We start from the raw sequence: 15,810 nt of genomic DNA, 5'->3' as shown, positions 1-15,810 counted from the left end.
GAGGGCCAAAAAGAAAAAACCGCCCAAATGAGTGTTGCCTTATTTGGGCGGGAGCAATAAAGGGTAGCCAATGTTACTCGGCGCTGGCCCCTCGAGATTGAGCATTGCTAAAAGTGGTGGGATTGGCGTACTTGGCAGTGAGCTGTTCAAGATAAGGCTGAACCTCTTTGTCGCCCCAGTCGAGATAGCCACGTAAAAAGCCAACTAAGTTGCCTTCGCCGTCAAATACGTATGTTGCTGGTACCACGTTAAGTGGCACCATGTTTTCAATTTGGGCTTGTGGGTCGATGAGGGTTGGATAACCATCAAGCTTGTGGCGGGTAAGGAATGCCGCAACCTTGTCATATTCCTCATCAATTGACACCGGCATCACTACAAGGTCGTTATTAATATTGTCCTGACGGATCTTTTCCATCATCGGGATTTCTTTAATACAAGGGGCGCACCAGGTCGCCCATAGGTTCATCACCACTAACTTACCGCGATAGTCACTGAGCTTTACGGTTTCACCATCAAGACTTGTAAGTGGTATTTCATTGACCTTACGTGCTTTGGTCATTTCAATGAAGCGCGACATAATCATTGGTTTAGGGATATTTTCGCCTGTGTCATAGACCTTTTCTGACGGCAAAGATGCTTGGCTGGCAAAGCTAACAGTGCAAGTCGCTGTGAGTAACACGCTAGCTAGCAAAGTGGTGAGTTTATTCATGAGTTTTTTCCTCAGTCATCAGGCGTTGCTGTGGCGAGCCTTGAAGCTTGTTAGCACAGCGAGATTGACGCATTTGCTGAGCCACTAGCCAGACAATAGCTAACAGCACCATAAAGATAGGGATAATAAACAAGGCGCTAGTGCTGGCATTTAGCGTTGGCATGTAGTGAATCTGCTCGCCAAAGCGAGCCACCATAAATTCGATGATCGCTTGTTTTGACTTGCCTTGTTCCAGCTGCAAGAAAATTTCAGCTTTTAACTCGTTGGCTATCGGCGCTTGAGAGTCCAATAAGTTTTGGTTAATGGAAGCTGGACAGCGCAGCTCTTTGGCGATTTCAAACCCGAGCGTCTTTATCTGCTCTTGAGTGTAATGTTTGGGCGCCTGCATTGCCGCGTTATTGATTGGAGCACTGTTGACTTTGGTGCTACTGATTTCGGTGCTATTGATTTGGGCATTGGCATTTAGCGCGACTAGGCTAGCACTGCCTAGCAGCAAGCACAGCAACATAGTTTTTAATCTACATAGCATGAGTTGCCTCCTGCTTAACCGTTTTACTTGTCTTTGTTACTGAGTATTGGCGACGAGTGACTAAGGCCTTGTTTAGCATGCTCACCACGCCGCCAAACATCATTAATATTGCGCCTAACCAAATCCAGCTGACTAACGGTTTATAGTTGATGCGGATAAGGTATTCGCTATCGCTAAGTGCTTGTCCCATAGACACGTATAAGTCGCCATACCATTGGCGGTAAACACCCGCCGCCGATAGCTGCATGGCATTGGTGTTAAAGGTGCGCCTTTGTGGTGTGATAAAGCTAATCGTGTTTTCCAGGCTGTCTTGTACTTCAATGTTGGCTTGAATTGCCTCATAGCTAGGGTGCGACACTTGCTCTGTTGAGCGGTAAATAAAGGTGTAACCGGCCAGCTCTTTGCCTTGCCCAGGGCCCATTCGCAGCAGTTCTTCTTGCTCAAAGTTGCTAACGACCGTTGCACCAATAATAGATACCACTAAACCAAGGTGGGCGATAAACATACCAATAAAGCGTGAATTGATTTGTGAGGTTTTAATCGCCTGATAGGCACAATAGCCAAGGGTTATAGCAAGGAAGCAAGCTGCAAACACACCCAGCGCAGCCTGAAAACCTAATGCTAAGGGAAGAGTCACAGCTAGGCTGGCACCAAAACTTATCGCTGCAGCTGCAAGCATGATAGGTTTAAAACTCGCTTGTTGTTTAAAGCGCAGGCAAGGAGCAAGCCCCATTACGATACTAATTAGCGCCACCATAGGGATGAATAAGCTATTAAAGTAAGGCGCACCCACAGAAATAGTACGTCCAAAAAGCACATCAAAGATGAGTGGATAGCAGGTACCGAGCAGCACCGACAGCGCTGCAATCACCAATAACAAAATGCCAAGAAAAACACTCATTGCCGCGGTGTTGGTTTGAGCGTTGCGGTTATTAACTCCTTGATTTGCGAGCATAGAGTATTTAGCGACAAATAGGGTATAGCCACCACAACAACTTACAAATAGCAGGGTAAGAATAGAGATGCCGCGGCTTGGGTCTGACGCAAAGGCATGTACCGATTGCACCACGCCTGAGCGAACCAAAAAGGTGCCGAGCAAACATAGGCTAAAACCAAGCAAGCCAATAAAGGCGGTGCTGGCGTAAAAGCGGCGCTGGGTTTGCGTTAACCATAAGCTGTGCACGTAAGCGGTAGCAACTAACCAGGGAATGAATGAAGCATTCTCAACCGGATCCCAGAACCACCAGCCGCCCCAGCCTAGCTCGTTATAAGCCCACCATGAGCCAAAGGCGTTGCCGCCGGTTAGTGTAATCCAGGCAAACAGCGCCCATGGGCGTAGCGACAACATGTTGTTGTGTAACTGCTTACCTGTATCGAGTAAGCAGGCAATGGTAGCGGCAAAACAAATGGTTAATCCCACATAGCCCATGAACAGCAGTGGTGGGTGAAATACTAGGCCGATGTCTTGCAATATTGGGTTTAGGTCGCGTCCTTCAACTGGAATATTGGGCAGCAGGCGCTCAAATGGATTTGAGGTAAACAGTAAGAAGGCTAAAAAGCCCAATAAGATAAGTGCTATCGCAGCGCTAAAGTGGCTGCAAAATTGAGGCTTATTGCGGTTTTTCACCACAAAAATGCTCGCCAATACAGCAGTGGCAACAATCCACAGTAGCATTGACCCTTCATGCCCGCCCCAGGCTGCAGCGACTTTGAAGATCATTGGCAGTTGGGTGTTTGAGTGGTTGGCCACGTAGGCAACCGAGAAGTCACTCACGACTAATACATACACCAAAATGGCAAATGCGCCGCATAGCGCCAGTGTATTTAAATGAGTAAGCAGTGCAATGTACGGATTTAGCTTTGGCTCACATTGACCAAGTATTGCCTTGTTAGGTGCTCGCCTTTTTGCTGCGAAATGGCTAAATAGCGGTAATAAACTCAGTGATGCTGAAATCACCAGGGCAATGATCAGTAGCAATAGACCTATTTCAGCAATCATGGGTAGCTCACTCTTGGTTAATACTCTAGACGACCCGCATAAGTGAACCTTGTTAAACCGTACTCTTTATATACAGTCTGCACATGCATGCGCTTTTACTATTGAGTAACGACTAAGGAGTAACTCAACCGTGCACTAAGGCGAAAAATTACAGCGGGTAAATCGCTAAACAATGTTCAACTCACTTATTCATTCTTACGTTAAATAAGCCGGGGAAACCTGGTTAATACCATTCAAAAGTCCCTTACTAAGCTGTCACTGCTTTGCTCTCGTGCCACCTTAAAGCACTTAATTCTGAGATTCTGTGAGCCGCTCCAAGTTAATTTTTGCTAGACAACTTTTGAAAATTAAAAGCACCGTTTTAGCTGTTTTTAGATCTAAAAACAGCAACTTTATTACTAAAGAGTAGTTGAGTTTGGTTTTGTATATGTATGATTTTGTTTGATATTTATTTGTTTATATCTCTTTAGATATAAGCGAAAAATCCTTGTGCGCTAGCTCAAGTTTTTGTTGGTTTTTTTATGAAGAATAGGCCTTGCTCAGTTGTATAAGTCGTTTGATGAACGGTTAGGTTTAGTTATTCCAACAAGTAACAACACAAAGGATGGGTTGTTAGTTAACGGAACAAAAACCAAATAAAAATTTTAGGAGTGAATGATGAAACAATGGAAACACAAGGTAGCTTTAAGCGCGCTATTTTGTTTCGGTGCCATTGCTAACGTAAACGCTGCTGGTGGTAAATATAACAGTATCCCTGAGATGGGTGAGTCAGCCAAAAAAGCGATTGCGGAATATAACGGGACTGAACGCATTAACGGCGTTAAAACCTTACAAGATTATATCGTTCAAGAAGAAGAGCTATTTGACTTCTTATTCGAAAATCACCCGATGTTTAAATACCAACAGTCAGGCAACTTAGTGGGTGATTACCACATCAGTGACCGTGGTGAAGAGTATTTAGATACAGGTAAAAGCCCTGCATATAGTAAGTTAGACGGTAAACCTCGTTCGGTTCAGTACCGTTTAGGTGCTAAGTCTATTCTTGATTACCCAAACAACTTCGTAGGCCCAGAAAAATGTGCCGAGTGTCACGCGACTCAGTATGAGAAGTGGAAACGCTCACGTCACGCTAAAACGATTCGTTTCCCTGGTGAACACCCAGAGGTTGATAACGATATCGAACGTACTATGTACGACACCAAAGATACCTCTATCTTACCTGACGGTATCACTCCAGATGCAATTTACGCGACTGTAGGTACACCTCGTACTAAGTATGGTTTCATTGATGCGTATCTAGTACGTGGTACATACCACATTGAAGGCGGTTTGCTACGTGACGGCACGGGTAAAATGGTTGCCGGCGCTAACCAGTTCTCTCGCGGCTGGGCTGAGTGGTTAACCCCTGAAATGTCGAAAAAAATTAACGATGCTATTCCTGAATTCCCTCTAACCATTGAAGACTTCGGTTACTCAGGTTCGCATCAACAAGGTATGAGCTCATACGGTGCTAAATACCGCAAAGAAATGCTGTTCCAACCTGCATCTTCTTACTGTGAAATCTGTCATACCTTTAAGTTTGATTTCCAATCTAAGCAAGAGTTCTTTGACGCACTTGGCGATCCTAAGAAGCTTCAAGAGCACACTATTTCTAAAGGTATTGCTTGTGAAGAATGTCACGGCGCTGGTGGTCACTTAGATGGTGGTACCGGTGGTATTCAATCTAACTGTGAACGTTGTCACCAACGTTTCCAATACGACCCAACCAAGACTGAATACGCAGCTGAAAAAGGCAAGCCTGAGCTAGCATTCGGCGTGAAGATGAAGTCGCTATGTCCTTCTTGTGGTACTGAAGGTTCGCAAATGTATGGTTCTGCTCACTACGAGAAAGGCATGCGTTGTACGACTTGTCACGATCCGCACGAAGTAACAGACGGTTCTTGGATGTCTGGCATTACTAAGCCTAAGTTGAAGAAGCAATGTACTGATTGTCACGAAGCGCAAACCCTAATTGCTAGCAATACCGACACTCACTCAGAGCAAACTTGTCAAAGCTGTCACATGCCTAACATGGGTAGCTGTGAGAACTTCAAAGCAATGCAGTTCCCAGACCATGCTGGTTTCGACGCTGTACGTAAGTCTCACATGTGGAAGATTGACGTAGACCCAGAGCGCAAGACGCTTAACCCACCAGAAGGTGAGCCTCGTACTCAAGGCCCTGACGCCGGTAAAGGTTGGACTGTTGCCAAAGACGAAGATGGTCGCCCATACCTTGACTTAATGTGGTCTTGTGCACGTACCGCGATTTCTGACCACGACGTGGTAGAGAACAAAGGTTGTCACAGCCAATTCCAGTCAGAGCTTGAAACTGGTCTGCACTACAAAGACCAAGTTCAAATCTACGGCGAAGTCATGAAGTGGCAAAAACCAATCAAAGAAGTGTACGAAGAAGTTAGCCAATCAATTGTACGTATCGAGAAACTACTAGAAGTCACTAAGTTAGCGACTGAAGACAAGACTCAAGTACTACTACTGATTGAGAAAGCACAAGACGCAGTTGACCTAATCAAGGCTGACGGTTCTTGGGGTGTACACGGATTCCGCTACAGTCAAAAACGTCTTGATGCTGCGCAAACATACGTAACGCAAGCGCAAAACATCATTGACCAAAACGGCTACTAATTGGGAGTGAAAAAGGACACTGCGCTTAATACCAATCGGGGTAAATAAGTGAGCAGAGATTACGCAGAAAAAATCGCTTAGAACAAGGCAGAAACTGCAGCGAGTTAGTTGTTCTACCTTCAAAGTTTCTAACGAAGTTATAAGCGGTTTTAACCAGTAAGAATGTTCACATGCTTATGCTGATTGGTATTACAACTCACCTTGTTGAGCGCACTTGTCAAGGATGATACCCACAACTACCCGGTGCATTGCCACTATGGATTGTATCGGGATTATTGGAGGCAAGTATGAAAAACACTATCAGCATATTACTCGCAAGTTTACTGAGTGTTTGTGGTTTTAGTGTTAGCGCTGGTGGCGGCGGAGATATGCAGCCAGTTCATCAATATGAACACGAATTACAGCACATAGGTCTGCGCCATGCAGAGCTGTTACTAGAAGACCCAAATGTGATGTTTTTTGATGTAAATACCCTAGAACTTTGGGGAGAAGGATATATCCCTGGCGCGATTTTTTTCAATGTATCCGACTGGAAAGCACTACTGCCAGAAAAGAAAGACACACCTATGGTGTTCTACTGCGCAAACCGCTTATGTAATGCCAGTGAAATTGCCGCACATGAAGCGCTGAAACTCGGCTACACCCAGGTAATGCGGATGCACGAAGGTATTTATGGTTGGCGTTTATCAGGCAGGCCTATTGAGAAGCCTTAAAGCCTAGAACGAAAACCTTAGGACGAAAGCAACAGCCGTGGTGAAAACCACAATAAACATAATAACAACAAGAACATATCCAAACGCCCAAAGCAAAAGTGTTTAGTAAAAAACCATAGCAAAGCTTTAGCAAAAACATTTAGCAAGATTTGTAGAGAGAGCAACTAATGAAAACCTTAATCAAAAACACCTTTAAGTTAACTTGTGTCGCTGCGTTATGTGGCAGCAGCCTATTTGTTCAAGCTAACGAAGTGGATGATGCCTCATACGCTTTGGGCGCATCAGTAGGTAAATACATCTCTAGCCGTATCTATAGTCAGGTTGATCTAGGCGCAGAAGTGAAAGTCGACACTGTGATTGCTGGTGTAGTCGATGCACTTAAAAACGAAACCAAGATGACCGACGAAGAAATTCTGACCCACCTTAATGCTCGCGCCGAAGTGTTAAACGCCGCGAAAGAAGCGCGCACAGCTAAAATCGCCGCAGATAATCTAGAGCAAGGTAAGGCGTTCCTAGCTGACAACAAGTCAAAAGATGGCGTCAACGAAACCGCTACTGGCTTGCAATATGAAGTGATCACCAAAGGCGAGGGTAAAACCCCGCTAGAGTCAGACATTGTCACTGTGCACTACAAAGGCCAGCTAATTGACGGCACTGTGTTTGATGATTCTTTTGAACGTGACGAGCCAAACCGCTTCCCACTAATGACGGTAATTGAAGGTTGGAAAGAAGGTTTAGGTTTAATGCCTGAAGGCTCTAAATACCGTTTAACCATTCCTGCAGAGCTAGCGTATGGCGAAAAAGAGGTCGGTATTATTCCACCTAACTCAACGCTGATTTTTGAAGTAGAGCTAGTAAAGGTTGAAGAGCCTGGCAGCACTCACCACAGCATGGGTGGAATGGGCATGGGCGGTATGGGTTCATTCCACAAGTAAGCAGCAAAACTAGCTTTATATAAATAAACAAGTGCTGTTAGCGAAACATTGGCACCTCCTCAACTATCCAGCCAATTGTCGCTAGCGAGACACTTCCGCACTGCCTGATGCAGTGCGCCACTTTCACAGGAACAAGCAGGAGATTGGTATGAGTTTACTGGCTATTGCGATGGCAATCACCCTGCTTTGCTTTATTGCTCCGCTTTGGGCACACCGTTTCTCCGTGGTGGAACAACAAGATAATGAAGGCCAATCTATCCCTATCCTCCCTTCGCTATCTTGGTTAGAACTGCCGAGTATGCTCACCTTAGTGCTGCTGCTTGTTCCTCTTTTTATTTATGGGCAATTAGGGCGTTTTAGCGAATGGGATCAAGGGTTTGTAGATGAAAACATTGATTACCTTATCGCTGCCGACATTAACAAGAACGCCCGCGAAGTCAGCGAGCAGCCACTAAACAAAGTGGCGCTGCTGAATCTTGCCCACGCCTATGCCGAAGGCGGTAAATATGCCGAATCGGTCGACACCTTAAACAAATTACTGGCAATAGAGCAGGACGCAGAAGTATTAGGTATGAAAGCCAATGCACTCTATTACCGTGATGGTCGAGATATGAGTATTGAGGTCAAGCTGGTCTTGGCGCAAGCACTCGCACTCGATCCAAATGAAGTTCAATCTTTGCTGCTAATCGCTACTGATGCCTTTTTGAATAAGGATTTTCACAGAGCCATTAGCCATTGGCAGCAATTATTGGACAGCAACAACCTAAGCATTAACCGCGCATCAATTGAAAATGCAATCTTGAAAGCTGAGCAAAATATAGCTAACCAAACCGTGACTGCATCTGAGTAGAGTCATCAAAAAGGTTACAAGAAGTCAGCATTAGCTGACAGATGGAGGATGCTGTGAGTGAAAATTTAGAGAGACGACGGTTCCTAAAATTTTTAGGTGCTGGCTCGTTGATCGTTGCACCCCTAGGGTGTAGCTCTGTCGACGAGGACAAAAACAGCAACCAACCACATTACATAATGGTGTTTGACCAAAATAAATGTGTTGGTTGTGGCGACTGTAAAGTTGCCTGTAATCAAGCAAACAATCTACCCGAAGGTAAATCTCGGGTAATGATGGAGCAGCAAAGTGGCGGCGTTGAAGGGCAGGTTTGTCCACAATGTGGCAAAACTAGCTGCGAGTGTGAACGCAAATATGTTCGTGTGTCATGTCAGCAATGTCAAAACGCACCATGTGTGACAGTCTGCCCAACAGGCGCGGCGCACCGTGATGCTAAGACCGGCATTGTGACTATGGACAAAGCTAAATGTGCGGGTTGTAAGTACTGTATTGCTGCTTGCCCATACGATGCGCGTTACATCAACAAAGAAACTGATGTAGCTGATAACTGTGACTTCTGCCTTGAAAGCAAACTGGCAAAAGGCGAGTTACCAGCCTGTGTGCAGAGCTGTCGTTACGATGCCCTTATCTTTGGTGACGCTAACGATCCAACTTCTTATGTAAACAAGCTTCTTGCTGTAAAAGACTCGGTGCGGATTAAGTCGCACTTTGGTACTCAGCCTAGCCTGCGTTACATCCCAATTGTTAAACAGGGAGTATAAGAAATGGACGGAACTATTGAATTCACTATGGGGTTATCTGATGGCATCGCTTGGCCTTGGCCAATTGCTGTGTACCTGTTCTTTGCAGGTATTTCAGGTGGTGCATTAGCAGTTGCATTATTTATCCGCTTTTATAAGCAGCAAACCACTAACACGCCATTTTTAAAAGCGGCGTCGTTAGTGTCATTTGCCACGATTGCTTTGGGTATGCTTTGTCTGGTTTTAGACTTAACTAACCCACTGTTCTTCTGGCGTATTTTGGTTTACTACAACCTAAATTCGGTGATGTCTGTCGGTGTAATCGCGCTAACTGCGTATATTCCGCTTACAGCATTAATGGCGCTGTTTGCGCTGGAAGAAGAAATTAAGCAAATACCTTTGCTGCGCCCGTTGGTGCCAGTGATTGACAAGCTTAAAGGCATTCGTCGCCCATGTGAGTATGCGGTATTAGCACTTGCATTAGCGGTTTGTGCATACACCGGCTTCTTAATCTCGGCGCTAGTTCGCTTCCCGATCATCAATACTTCGGTATTGCCTGCACTGTTTGTGGCCTCTGGTTTATCAGCGGGTGCAGCGGCAGCGAAAATGCTAGCGGTAGGTATCTTCAAAGAAGACTTACACAGTCAAGATATGAAGATCTTACATGGCGCTGAATGGCCAATCATGTTTGCCGAAGCACTGTTCCTATTCATGATCATCATGTCGTTAGCGACTGGTAATGCGGGTGCACAAAGTGCATTTGAAGCATTCCATACTGGTACCTGGTCTATGGTGTTCTGGTTAGGCGTGGTGGGCTTAGGTTTTGGTGGTCCTTTGCTACTGAACTTTGCAACGGGTAAGCAATTTAGTCACTCGTCGCAAGCCTTTTACCTATCTGGCCTATGTGCTGTAGGTGGCATGATGTGCCTGCGTATGTTCATTCTTTACGCAGGGCAAAACTTCGCTATCTAGGTAGTGAGTTAAATGCGTCCCCTCTCACTTTTTAGCCGCTAATTTTGGTGTAAAAAGTGAGAGGTTTTCAACGAGATTTTACTATGAAACACATATTGTTAAGTCTGATGCTGCTATTTACCATCAGCGCCTGCAGTGCAGAGCAGCCACATGAACATGACCATCACCATGTCGGTGCAATAGGTGATCATGAGCGTTGCCATATGTGTGGCATGATGATCACTAAGTATCCGGGCCCAAAAGGCCAAATCATGTTTAACGACTCTGCAAAAAATCCAAAATTCTGCTCAACTCGTGACATGTTCAACTTTGCGCTGCAGCCAGAAAACCAGCGCAAGATTGGTCATTTATATGTACATGATATGGCGAAAACCAGTTGGGAAAAGCCAAGCGATGAGCACTTTATTGATGCAAAAACTGCCTGGTATGTCTATGGCACTAGCCGTAAAGCGGTGATGGGTAGCGCTGTAGCAACTTTTTCTACTGAGCAAGCTGCTACCGAGTTTGCTAGAGAGTTTGGTGGTGTCGTGTTGCGTTATGACGACATTAGCCTAGAGCTATTGGCGGGCAACTAGTCATGTTGGCTGTTTGTAGGGACCATTCTATGCACGCAAGAGTAGAGCCATGCTTGCAAGAGTAAAACCGTGCCTGCATGAGAGGTCAAATATTAAACTGCAAGCCGTGCTGTGCATTGCCATGCTGGTTTGTGGCTGCCTGCTGTTCACCAGTAAGCTGCATGCTAGCGATTTTTCAACTACAGCAAGCATAAGTCATAACAAAGCTAACATTAGTGACTATGAACACCAGCCACATCAGCTGCAAGACGATACAACTAAACCATCTGAGCCTAGCTTGAATCCGAGTTGGCAGGTTTGGGTTTCAACTACCGCGCAATTTATCGATGCCCTTGCTAGTGCACCTGATTATAGTGAAATTCACCTCAACAAGGGGTTGTATCTTGGGCAATTTACTATCTCCAGGCCGCTAACCCTGATTGGTCATTTAGCTGAAGTCGATGCCCAGGGCAGCGGCAGCGCCATTACCGTTGCAGCGAGTAAGGTGTCGATTTCTGGTTTAAGCATTCGCAATTGGGGCAATGATTTATATACCAAGAATGCAGGTATTTTAGTACGTGAGGGGAGCGATAACCTTAAGGTTTTTGACAACCAACTCAGTGGTCCAGGCTTTGGGGTATATGCCGAAAAGGTCGCCAAAATTCGTGTGTGTCATAACCGAATTGAGGGCGATGATAGTGCATTTATGCTCGATAGAGGCGATGGCGTACACCTACTTAGGGCAACAGATCCTAAAGTGCAGCACAATCATATTACCCATGTGCGCGATGGTGTGTATCTGGAGTCGGGAACAGGCAGCCTGGTTAATCACAACTATTTCGCGGCGCTGCAATATGGCGTGCATTACATGTATACCCAGGATGATGTCGGCCGTGATAACACCGCAAAAGATGTGGTGGGCGGTTATGCATTAATGAGTTCAAAGCAAATCAAACTGCACCACAACAAAGTCAGCCGAGCCAGTGAGTTTGGGGTGCTACTGAATATGACTAACGACGCCTATATTGAATACAACTCGATAGCGCAAATTATGCCTAAAGACCCTAGTGACGATGACTTATTCTCTCAGGGCAAGGGCATGTTTATTTATGCCAGTCAGAATAATCACATTAAAGCCAACAAGATAGCCGATAGCCAGGTGGGTATTGCGCTTGCACTTGGTGGCGAGAGCAACAAGGTTTATCTGAACCAGTTTTTACATAATCAAACTCAGGTACGTTACATCGGCGAAAGCCGCGTTGAGTGGAGCGAGGACCACCAAGGTAATTATTGGAGTGATTACAGAGGGCTCGATCTTAATGGCGATGGTATTGGCGATACAGCTCATGTACCAAACGACAAACTTGATCGCCTATTTTGGCTTTATCCAGAGGCCCAGTTTTTGATGGGCAGCCCAGTGGTGCAGGTATTGAAGTGGTTAGATAGCCAATTTCAAAACCTGGATAACAACGGCGTAGTAGACAGATACCCGCTGCTAAATGCTGGTCTGCAATAGAGAAATCACTATGAAGCAATCATCCCACGTCAGTCTTAATCAGGTGAGTCATCACTATGGCGAGCGCGCAGTGCTTAGCGATATTGATCTAACCCTAGAAGCGGGTAATACCCTAGCACTGCTTGGCCACAATGGCGCCGGCAAATCGACGCTAATTAAAATCATTTTAGGGTTAGTTAGCCCTGTTGCTGGTATGGTTAATGTACTTGGCTGCGAGTTAAACCAAAAGCCATCGGCCGCAGCGCTACAGGCATATCGTGCGCAAATTGGTTACCTGCCAGAAAACATCAGCTTTTATGACAAAATGACAGGTCGTGAGGTGCTGGAATACTTTGCTGCACTTAAAGGTGTGAGTGCCAGTAAAGTCGCGCACATTATTGACGAGTTTGGTCTTGGCTACGCCAAAGATCAGCCAATTAAAACCTATTCTAAAGGCATGAAACAGCGTCTAGGTTTTGCTCAGGCGATTGTCGCCGAGCCTAAATTGTTGCTGTTAGATGAGCCAACAGTTGGGTTAGATCCGCAGGCATCGCAGTTTTTGTATAGCAAGGTGGCAGAGCTGTCTAAAGCGGGCTGCAGTATTATTGTGTGTACCCATGAGCTAAACCTGATCGAGCCACACCTGGATGTCGCCATGTTAATGGGGCGAGGGCGCTGTCTAGCTGTGGGCGACTTACCTAGCTTGATGGCAACCGAGCAACTGCCAGTAATTATTCGCGTGCCAGGTATCGGGCACTGGATTAACGCCCATCCGCAATTGCAGCCGTTTTATTATCAAGGTGAGCTGCGTTGTCAGCTTGAGCAAAAAACCGAGCTGGTGGCCTATTTAGCTAGCATCAATCAGTTTGAATTTACCGTGAAGCAGCCTAGTTTAACTGATCTTTACCACAACAAGGTGTCACAACTGCAGCAGTGTAATGATGCTGGTATCAGCTTTATTGAAAGTGACAGCAATGCTTTAGTCGATCGGTCTAATGCGAGTTATGGGCATACAAAAGCGAATAGTTCGTTGACTCTAGGAGGCGCAGTATGAGTGTGCAATTACCAAGTCGTTTAGGGCTTATCGCTACCGTTGCTCGCAAAGAGCTAATGGACTGCATCCGCAACCGTTGGCTGCTGGTGATTTTTTGCCTATTTACGTTAATGTCTCTGAGCGTGTCTTTTACTGGCAGCGTGGTGACCGGCAGTTTGGCAATTCCACCGCTTAATAGCGTGATCACTAGCTTATCGACTTTGTCGGTATTCATTATTCCGCTAGCCGCAATCATGCTGAGTTACGATGCCTTTGTGGGTGAAGAAGAGGCTGGCACTATGTTGTTGCTGCTAAGCCTGCCGATTAACCGCACTGACTTATTGCTAGGTAAGCTCGTTGCCCATGGCGGCGTATTGTCAGTAGCCATAATGCAAAGTTTTATGCTGTGTGCAGGTTTATTGCTGGCATTTAGCGACAGTTATCAACTCGCGCCAACATTTACTGCCTTTGCCATGTTGGCACTATCGAGCAGCTTGCTAGCAATTACGTACAGTTTAATGAGCTTTGTGGTGAGTCTTATTTTTACCGAGAAAGCCAAGGTCATCGCCAGCTTGCTGATCATCTGGTTTTGCTTTGCGATGATTTATGACCTCGTGCTACTGACCTTGCTGGTGGCTGATGCGGGGGCAATGTCGCAGTGGTTAGTGAATGTGATGATGCTACTCAACCCTACCGATCTATATCGCGCAATTAACCTGGTAAACATAGATACTTCAGGCTCATTAATGCAGCGCTTACCCTTGTTTAATTGGCATGTTGGTGTGCTAGTTGGCATGTTGCTGGTGTGGCCAATAGTGCTGTCTGGTATTGCTAAGCGGCTATTTAACCGCAAAGCCTTGTAAAACTGTACTATGTTGTAACTAGCTTCATGTTTTTTAAGGAAAGTTTTACCGTATAGACAGTGACGAAGATCACGCGGCCTAATTAATGTAACCGCATATGCCTATAATTGGGTAGGTTGTCACAGCAACTAGCAGCACACTTTACTAATATGCACGGTGGAGATGAGAGTGTGCGCTGTGATGAAGGGTGAGCTGTGATTAAAGTAACGCCATATTTAGACTTTGACCAAGATACCAAAGTACTAAAAGATCGAACGAATAACGCGGTCGTCGAGCTGAGTTATTCAGAGGCTGCTATTTTTGCGTATTTACTGGAGACACGCGACGAAATTGTCACTAAAGAAAAGTTGCTAGAAGTAGGTTGGCCTGATCGCGTTGTTGCTGCCACCTCATTACCTCAGTGCATTAGTACCTTGCGTAAAAAGCTTGACCCCTATACTGAAGTTCAACTAAAAACCATCGCTCGCCGCGGTTATCAACTGCATGTTACTGAAAAATCTCACGTTACCATGGTCAGCATGTCTGATCCTAAGTCGATAAAAGCGGCGTTGATAGACGTATCTTTACTAGTTAAGGTGATGGGGATACTGGTGCTATTGGCGATAGTTGCCTGGGTTTGGTACCACAGTGACTATCATAGCGTGGTGAAAAAATCCGCCGTTTGGGATACGTCATCAACTGTGCCGATTACCTTACGTGAGGTAGAAGAGCAATTACCGCTATTTCATACTGGCGCCGAGCAAAATTTACACCCGTCTATGTGGCAAAAGCACATTGCCCCAGAAGCTAATGTAAAAGGCTTGTTTGAGTCGTTTGATGGCTTTGCGCTTGCCGATAATCAGCTGTATTCGTTTGCTGCTTGTTTAGATGTTGAAGACGGCAAGTGTGTTGGCAAGCAACTAATGAATATGGCAATGATCGCCCAGGAGCCAGCTGGGCTTAACATGATTGAGTTTGATCAGCTAAGGCAAATCATGGAAGAGCGTATTCGCTATAACCGTGAGTTGATCCCTGCTGGTAGTGTCGATGATGGGGAGATTGAAGAACATCACTACCACGCGGATGTCTACTTCCCTGTTGCTAATAAGCTGCTGGTACGCGCTGACTTAGGCATTTCTCTGGTGTATGAGCAGCCACTTGGCGGCAAGTTCTATTACTCAGCATGTATTACCGATCAAGACTGTTTAACCACACCGATTAAATATAAGGTTCGCGGTGAGTTTCAACAGTATCGTCAAACTCTAGGTGATTATGAAGTGGATGTGTTCCACGTTAAGTCGCTGCAGAAAAACCTGATCCGCCCTGAGAATGTCAGTGACTCCGCGATGTATTTTTATCGTGAGATCCGCAAACATAACGTGCGTGATGAAGAGATGTTCTTCTATCGGGTAAGCCATACTCACAACTCAGCGGTGTGGATTATGCCATTGTTTGAGAATGTGGTGACCTGGACCCACTACGAGAAAGTCATGCTTTAAACTGTCGTAGGTAACCGATTTTTAGTAAAGCAGTGGTGAAATACCGCTGCTTTGTTGTTTCTGAGCTTAGCTAATCTGTAATGTAAGCTTATTAGGTATTAATCACTTTCAATATTCCCACACTATCAGCAACAAAATCAGCGCTTTATGTCTGTGATGTTAATTTGGCGGGCTAAAATTCTGTCGATTATTCTCGACGTCGATTTATAAATACTACAATTAACCTCTTTTTAACTTGCTCGATTTAAGGCATTATTAATT

At 45.4% G+C, this 15,810-nt stretch carries 14 protein-coding genes; 11 read left to right on the top strand and 3 right to left on the bottom strand.

Features of this window, described 5'->3' with window-relative positions:
• Nucleotides 1-73: 73 nt before the first annotated feature.
• Genes EXU30_RS10085 through EXU30_RS10075 form a run of 3 tightly spaced genes read right to left on the bottom strand, consistent with a single transcriptional unit; the run spans nucleotide 74 to nucleotide 3,237 of the window.
• The gene (locus tag EXU30_RS10085) at nucleotides 74-709 is read right to left on the bottom strand and encodes a TlpA family protein disulfide reductase (protein WP_130599693.1); all 636 of its coding nucleotides are present in this window, start codon (nucleotides 707-709) and stop codon (nucleotides 74-76) included.
• Nucleotides 702-1,238 (bottom strand): cytochrome c-type biogenesis protein, encoded by a 537-nt coding sequence (locus EXU30_RS10080; protein WP_242620188.1) that lies wholly within the window; start codon nucleotides 1,236-1,238, stop codon nucleotides 702-704. Before EXU30_RS10080 ends, EXU30_RS10085 begins: the two co-directional genes overlap by 8 nt.
• Entirely contained in the window at nucleotides 1,228-3,237 is a 2,010-nt protein-coding gene (locus tag EXU30_RS10075; RefSeq protein WP_130599691.1) for a heme lyase CcmF/NrfE family subunit, read from the bottom strand. The genes EXU30_RS10080 and EXU30_RS10075 overlap by 11 nt, the downstream gene beginning before the upstream one ends.
• Nucleotides 3,238-3,894: 657 nt before the next feature.
• Between EXU30_RS10075 and EXU30_RS10070 the strand changes: the two genes are divergently transcribed.
• The 11 genes from EXU30_RS10070 (at nucleotide 3,895) to EXU30_RS10020 (ending at nucleotide 15,549) form a co-directional block, all read left to right on the top strand.
• Complete coding sequence (locus tag EXU30_RS10070) at nucleotides 3,895-5,919, top strand: cytochrome c3 family protein (protein ID WP_130599689.1); 2,025 nt, start codon at nucleotides 3,895-3,897, stop codon at nucleotides 5,917-5,919.
• A gap of 287 nt (nucleotides 5,920-6,206) precedes the next feature.
• Nucleotides 6,207-6,632, top strand: coding sequence for a rhodanese-like domain-containing protein (locus EXU30_RS10065; protein ID WP_130599687.1), 426 nt, complete (start codon nucleotides 6,207-6,209; stop codon nucleotides 6,630-6,632).
• Between the two features lie 167 nt (nucleotides 6,633-6,799).
• Nucleotides 6,800-7,567 carry a BamJ family beta-barrel-assembly machinery protein gene (gene bamJ / locus EXU30_RS10060; RefSeq protein ID WP_130599685.1) on the top strand — a complete coding sequence of 256 codons (768 nt, stop codon included), beginning with the start codon at nucleotides 6,800-6,802 and terminating at the stop codon, nucleotides 7,565-7,567.
• A gap of 148 nt (nucleotides 7,568-7,715) precedes the next feature.
• Nucleotides 7,716-8,417, top strand: a complete 702-nt coding sequence (locus EXU30_RS10055; RefSeq protein ID WP_130599683.1) for a tetratricopeptide repeat protein — start codon at nucleotides 7,716-7,718, stop codon at nucleotides 8,415-8,417.
• 53 nt (nucleotides 8,418-8,470) lie between these two features.
• Nucleotides 8,471-9,175 carry a 4Fe-4S dicluster domain-containing protein gene (locus EXU30_RS10050; RefSeq protein ID WP_130599681.1) on the top strand — a complete coding sequence of 235 codons (705 nt, stop codon included), beginning with the start codon at nucleotides 8,471-8,473 and terminating at the stop codon, nucleotides 9,173-9,175.
• Between the two features lie 3 nt (nucleotides 9,176-9,178).
• Nucleotides 9,179-10,126, top strand: coding sequence for an NrfD/PsrC family molybdoenzyme membrane anchor subunit (gene nrfD / locus EXU30_RS10045; protein WP_130599679.1), 948 nt, complete (start codon nucleotides 9,179-9,181; stop codon nucleotides 10,124-10,126).
• A gap of 83 nt (nucleotides 10,127-10,209) precedes the next feature.
• Nucleotides 10,210-10,701 carry a nitrous oxide reductase accessory protein NosL gene (locus EXU30_RS10040; protein ID WP_130599677.1) on the top strand — a complete coding sequence of 164 codons (492 nt, stop codon included), beginning with the start codon at nucleotides 10,210-10,212 and terminating at the stop codon, nucleotides 10,699-10,701.
• A 49-nt stretch (nucleotides 10,702-10,750) separates the two neighbouring features.
• Nucleotides 10,751-12,196, top strand: coding sequence for a nitrous oxide reductase family maturation protein NosD (nosD, locus tag EXU30_RS10035; protein WP_130599675.1), 1,446 nt, complete (start codon nucleotides 10,751-10,753; stop codon nucleotides 12,194-12,196).
• 10 nt (nucleotides 12,197-12,206) lie between these two features.
• Nucleotides 12,207-13,229 (top strand): ABC transporter ATP-binding protein, encoded by a 1,023-nt coding sequence (locus tag EXU30_RS10030; RefSeq protein WP_130599673.1) that lies wholly within the window; start codon nucleotides 12,207-12,209, stop codon nucleotides 13,227-13,229.
• Nucleotides 13,226-14,071 (top strand): ABC transporter permease, encoded by an 846-nt coding sequence (locus tag EXU30_RS10025; RefSeq protein WP_130599671.1) that lies wholly within the window; start codon nucleotides 13,226-13,228, stop codon nucleotides 14,069-14,071. Before EXU30_RS10030 ends, EXU30_RS10025 begins: the two co-directional genes overlap by 4 nt.
• A gap of 194 nt (nucleotides 14,072-14,265) precedes the next feature.
• Complete coding sequence (locus tag EXU30_RS10020; RefSeq protein ID WP_130599669.1) at nucleotides 14,266-15,549, top strand: winged helix-turn-helix domain-containing protein; 1,284 nt, start codon at nucleotides 14,266-14,268, stop codon at nucleotides 15,547-15,549.
• Nucleotides 15,550-15,810: the final 261 nt, after the last annotated feature.

It is taken from the genome of Shewanella maritima (genome assembly GCF_004295345.1).
In the GTDB taxonomy this organism is placed as follows: domain Bacteria; phylum Pseudomonadota; class Gammaproteobacteria; order Enterobacterales; family Shewanellaceae; genus Shewanella; species Shewanella maritima.
The sequence above is the reverse complement of the archived record's forward strand: the minus strand, read 5'-3'. Positions and strand labels throughout refer to the sequence as shown.

What these genes read in the sequence shown, in the direction of transcription:
- EXU30_RS10085 (WP_130599693.1), bottom strand. Translation starts at nt 709, where the DNA reads ATGAATAAACTCACCACTTTGCTAGCTAGCGTGTTACTCACAGCGACT.
- EXU30_RS10080 (WP_242620188.1), bottom strand. Translation starts at nt 1,238, where the DNA reads ATGCTATGTAGATTAAAAACTATGTTGCTGTGCTTGCTGCTAGGCAGT.
- EXU30_RS10075 (WP_130599691.1), bottom strand. Translation starts at nt 3,237, where the DNA reads ATGATTGCTGAAATAGGTCTATTGCTACTGATCATTGCCCTGGTGATT.
- EXU30_RS10070 (WP_130599689.1), top strand. Translation starts at nt 3,895, where the DNA reads ATGAAACAATGGAAACACAAGGTAGCTTTAAGCGCGCTATTTTGTTTC.
- EXU30_RS10065 (WP_130599687.1), top strand. Translation starts at nt 6,207, where the DNA reads ATGAAAAACACTATCAGCATATTACTCGCAAGTTTACTGAGTGTTTGT.
- bamJ (WP_130599685.1), top strand. Translation starts at nt 6,800, where the DNA reads ATGAAAACCTTAATCAAAAACACCTTTAAGTTAACTTGTGTCGCTGCG.
- EXU30_RS10055 (WP_130599683.1), top strand. Translation starts at nt 7,716, where the DNA reads ATGAGTTTACTGGCTATTGCGATGGCAATCACCCTGCTTTGCTTTATT.
- nrfD (WP_130599679.1), top strand. Translation starts at nt 9,179, where the DNA reads ATGGACGGAACTATTGAATTCACTATGGGGTTATCTGATGGCATCGCT.
- EXU30_RS10040 (WP_130599677.1), top strand. Translation starts at nt 10,210, where the DNA reads ATGAAACACATATTGTTAAGTCTGATGCTGCTATTTACCATCAGCGCC.
- nosD (WP_130599675.1), top strand. Translation starts at nt 10,751, where the DNA reads ATGCTTGCAAGAGTAAAACCGTGCCTGCATGAGAGGTCAAATATTAAA.
- EXU30_RS10030 (WP_130599673.1), top strand. Translation starts at nt 12,207, where the DNA reads ATGAAGCAATCATCCCACGTCAGTCTTAATCAGGTGAGTCATCACTAT.
- EXU30_RS10025 (WP_130599671.1), top strand. Translation starts at nt 13,226, where the DNA reads ATGAGTGTGCAATTACCAAGTCGTTTAGGGCTTATCGCTACCGTTGCT.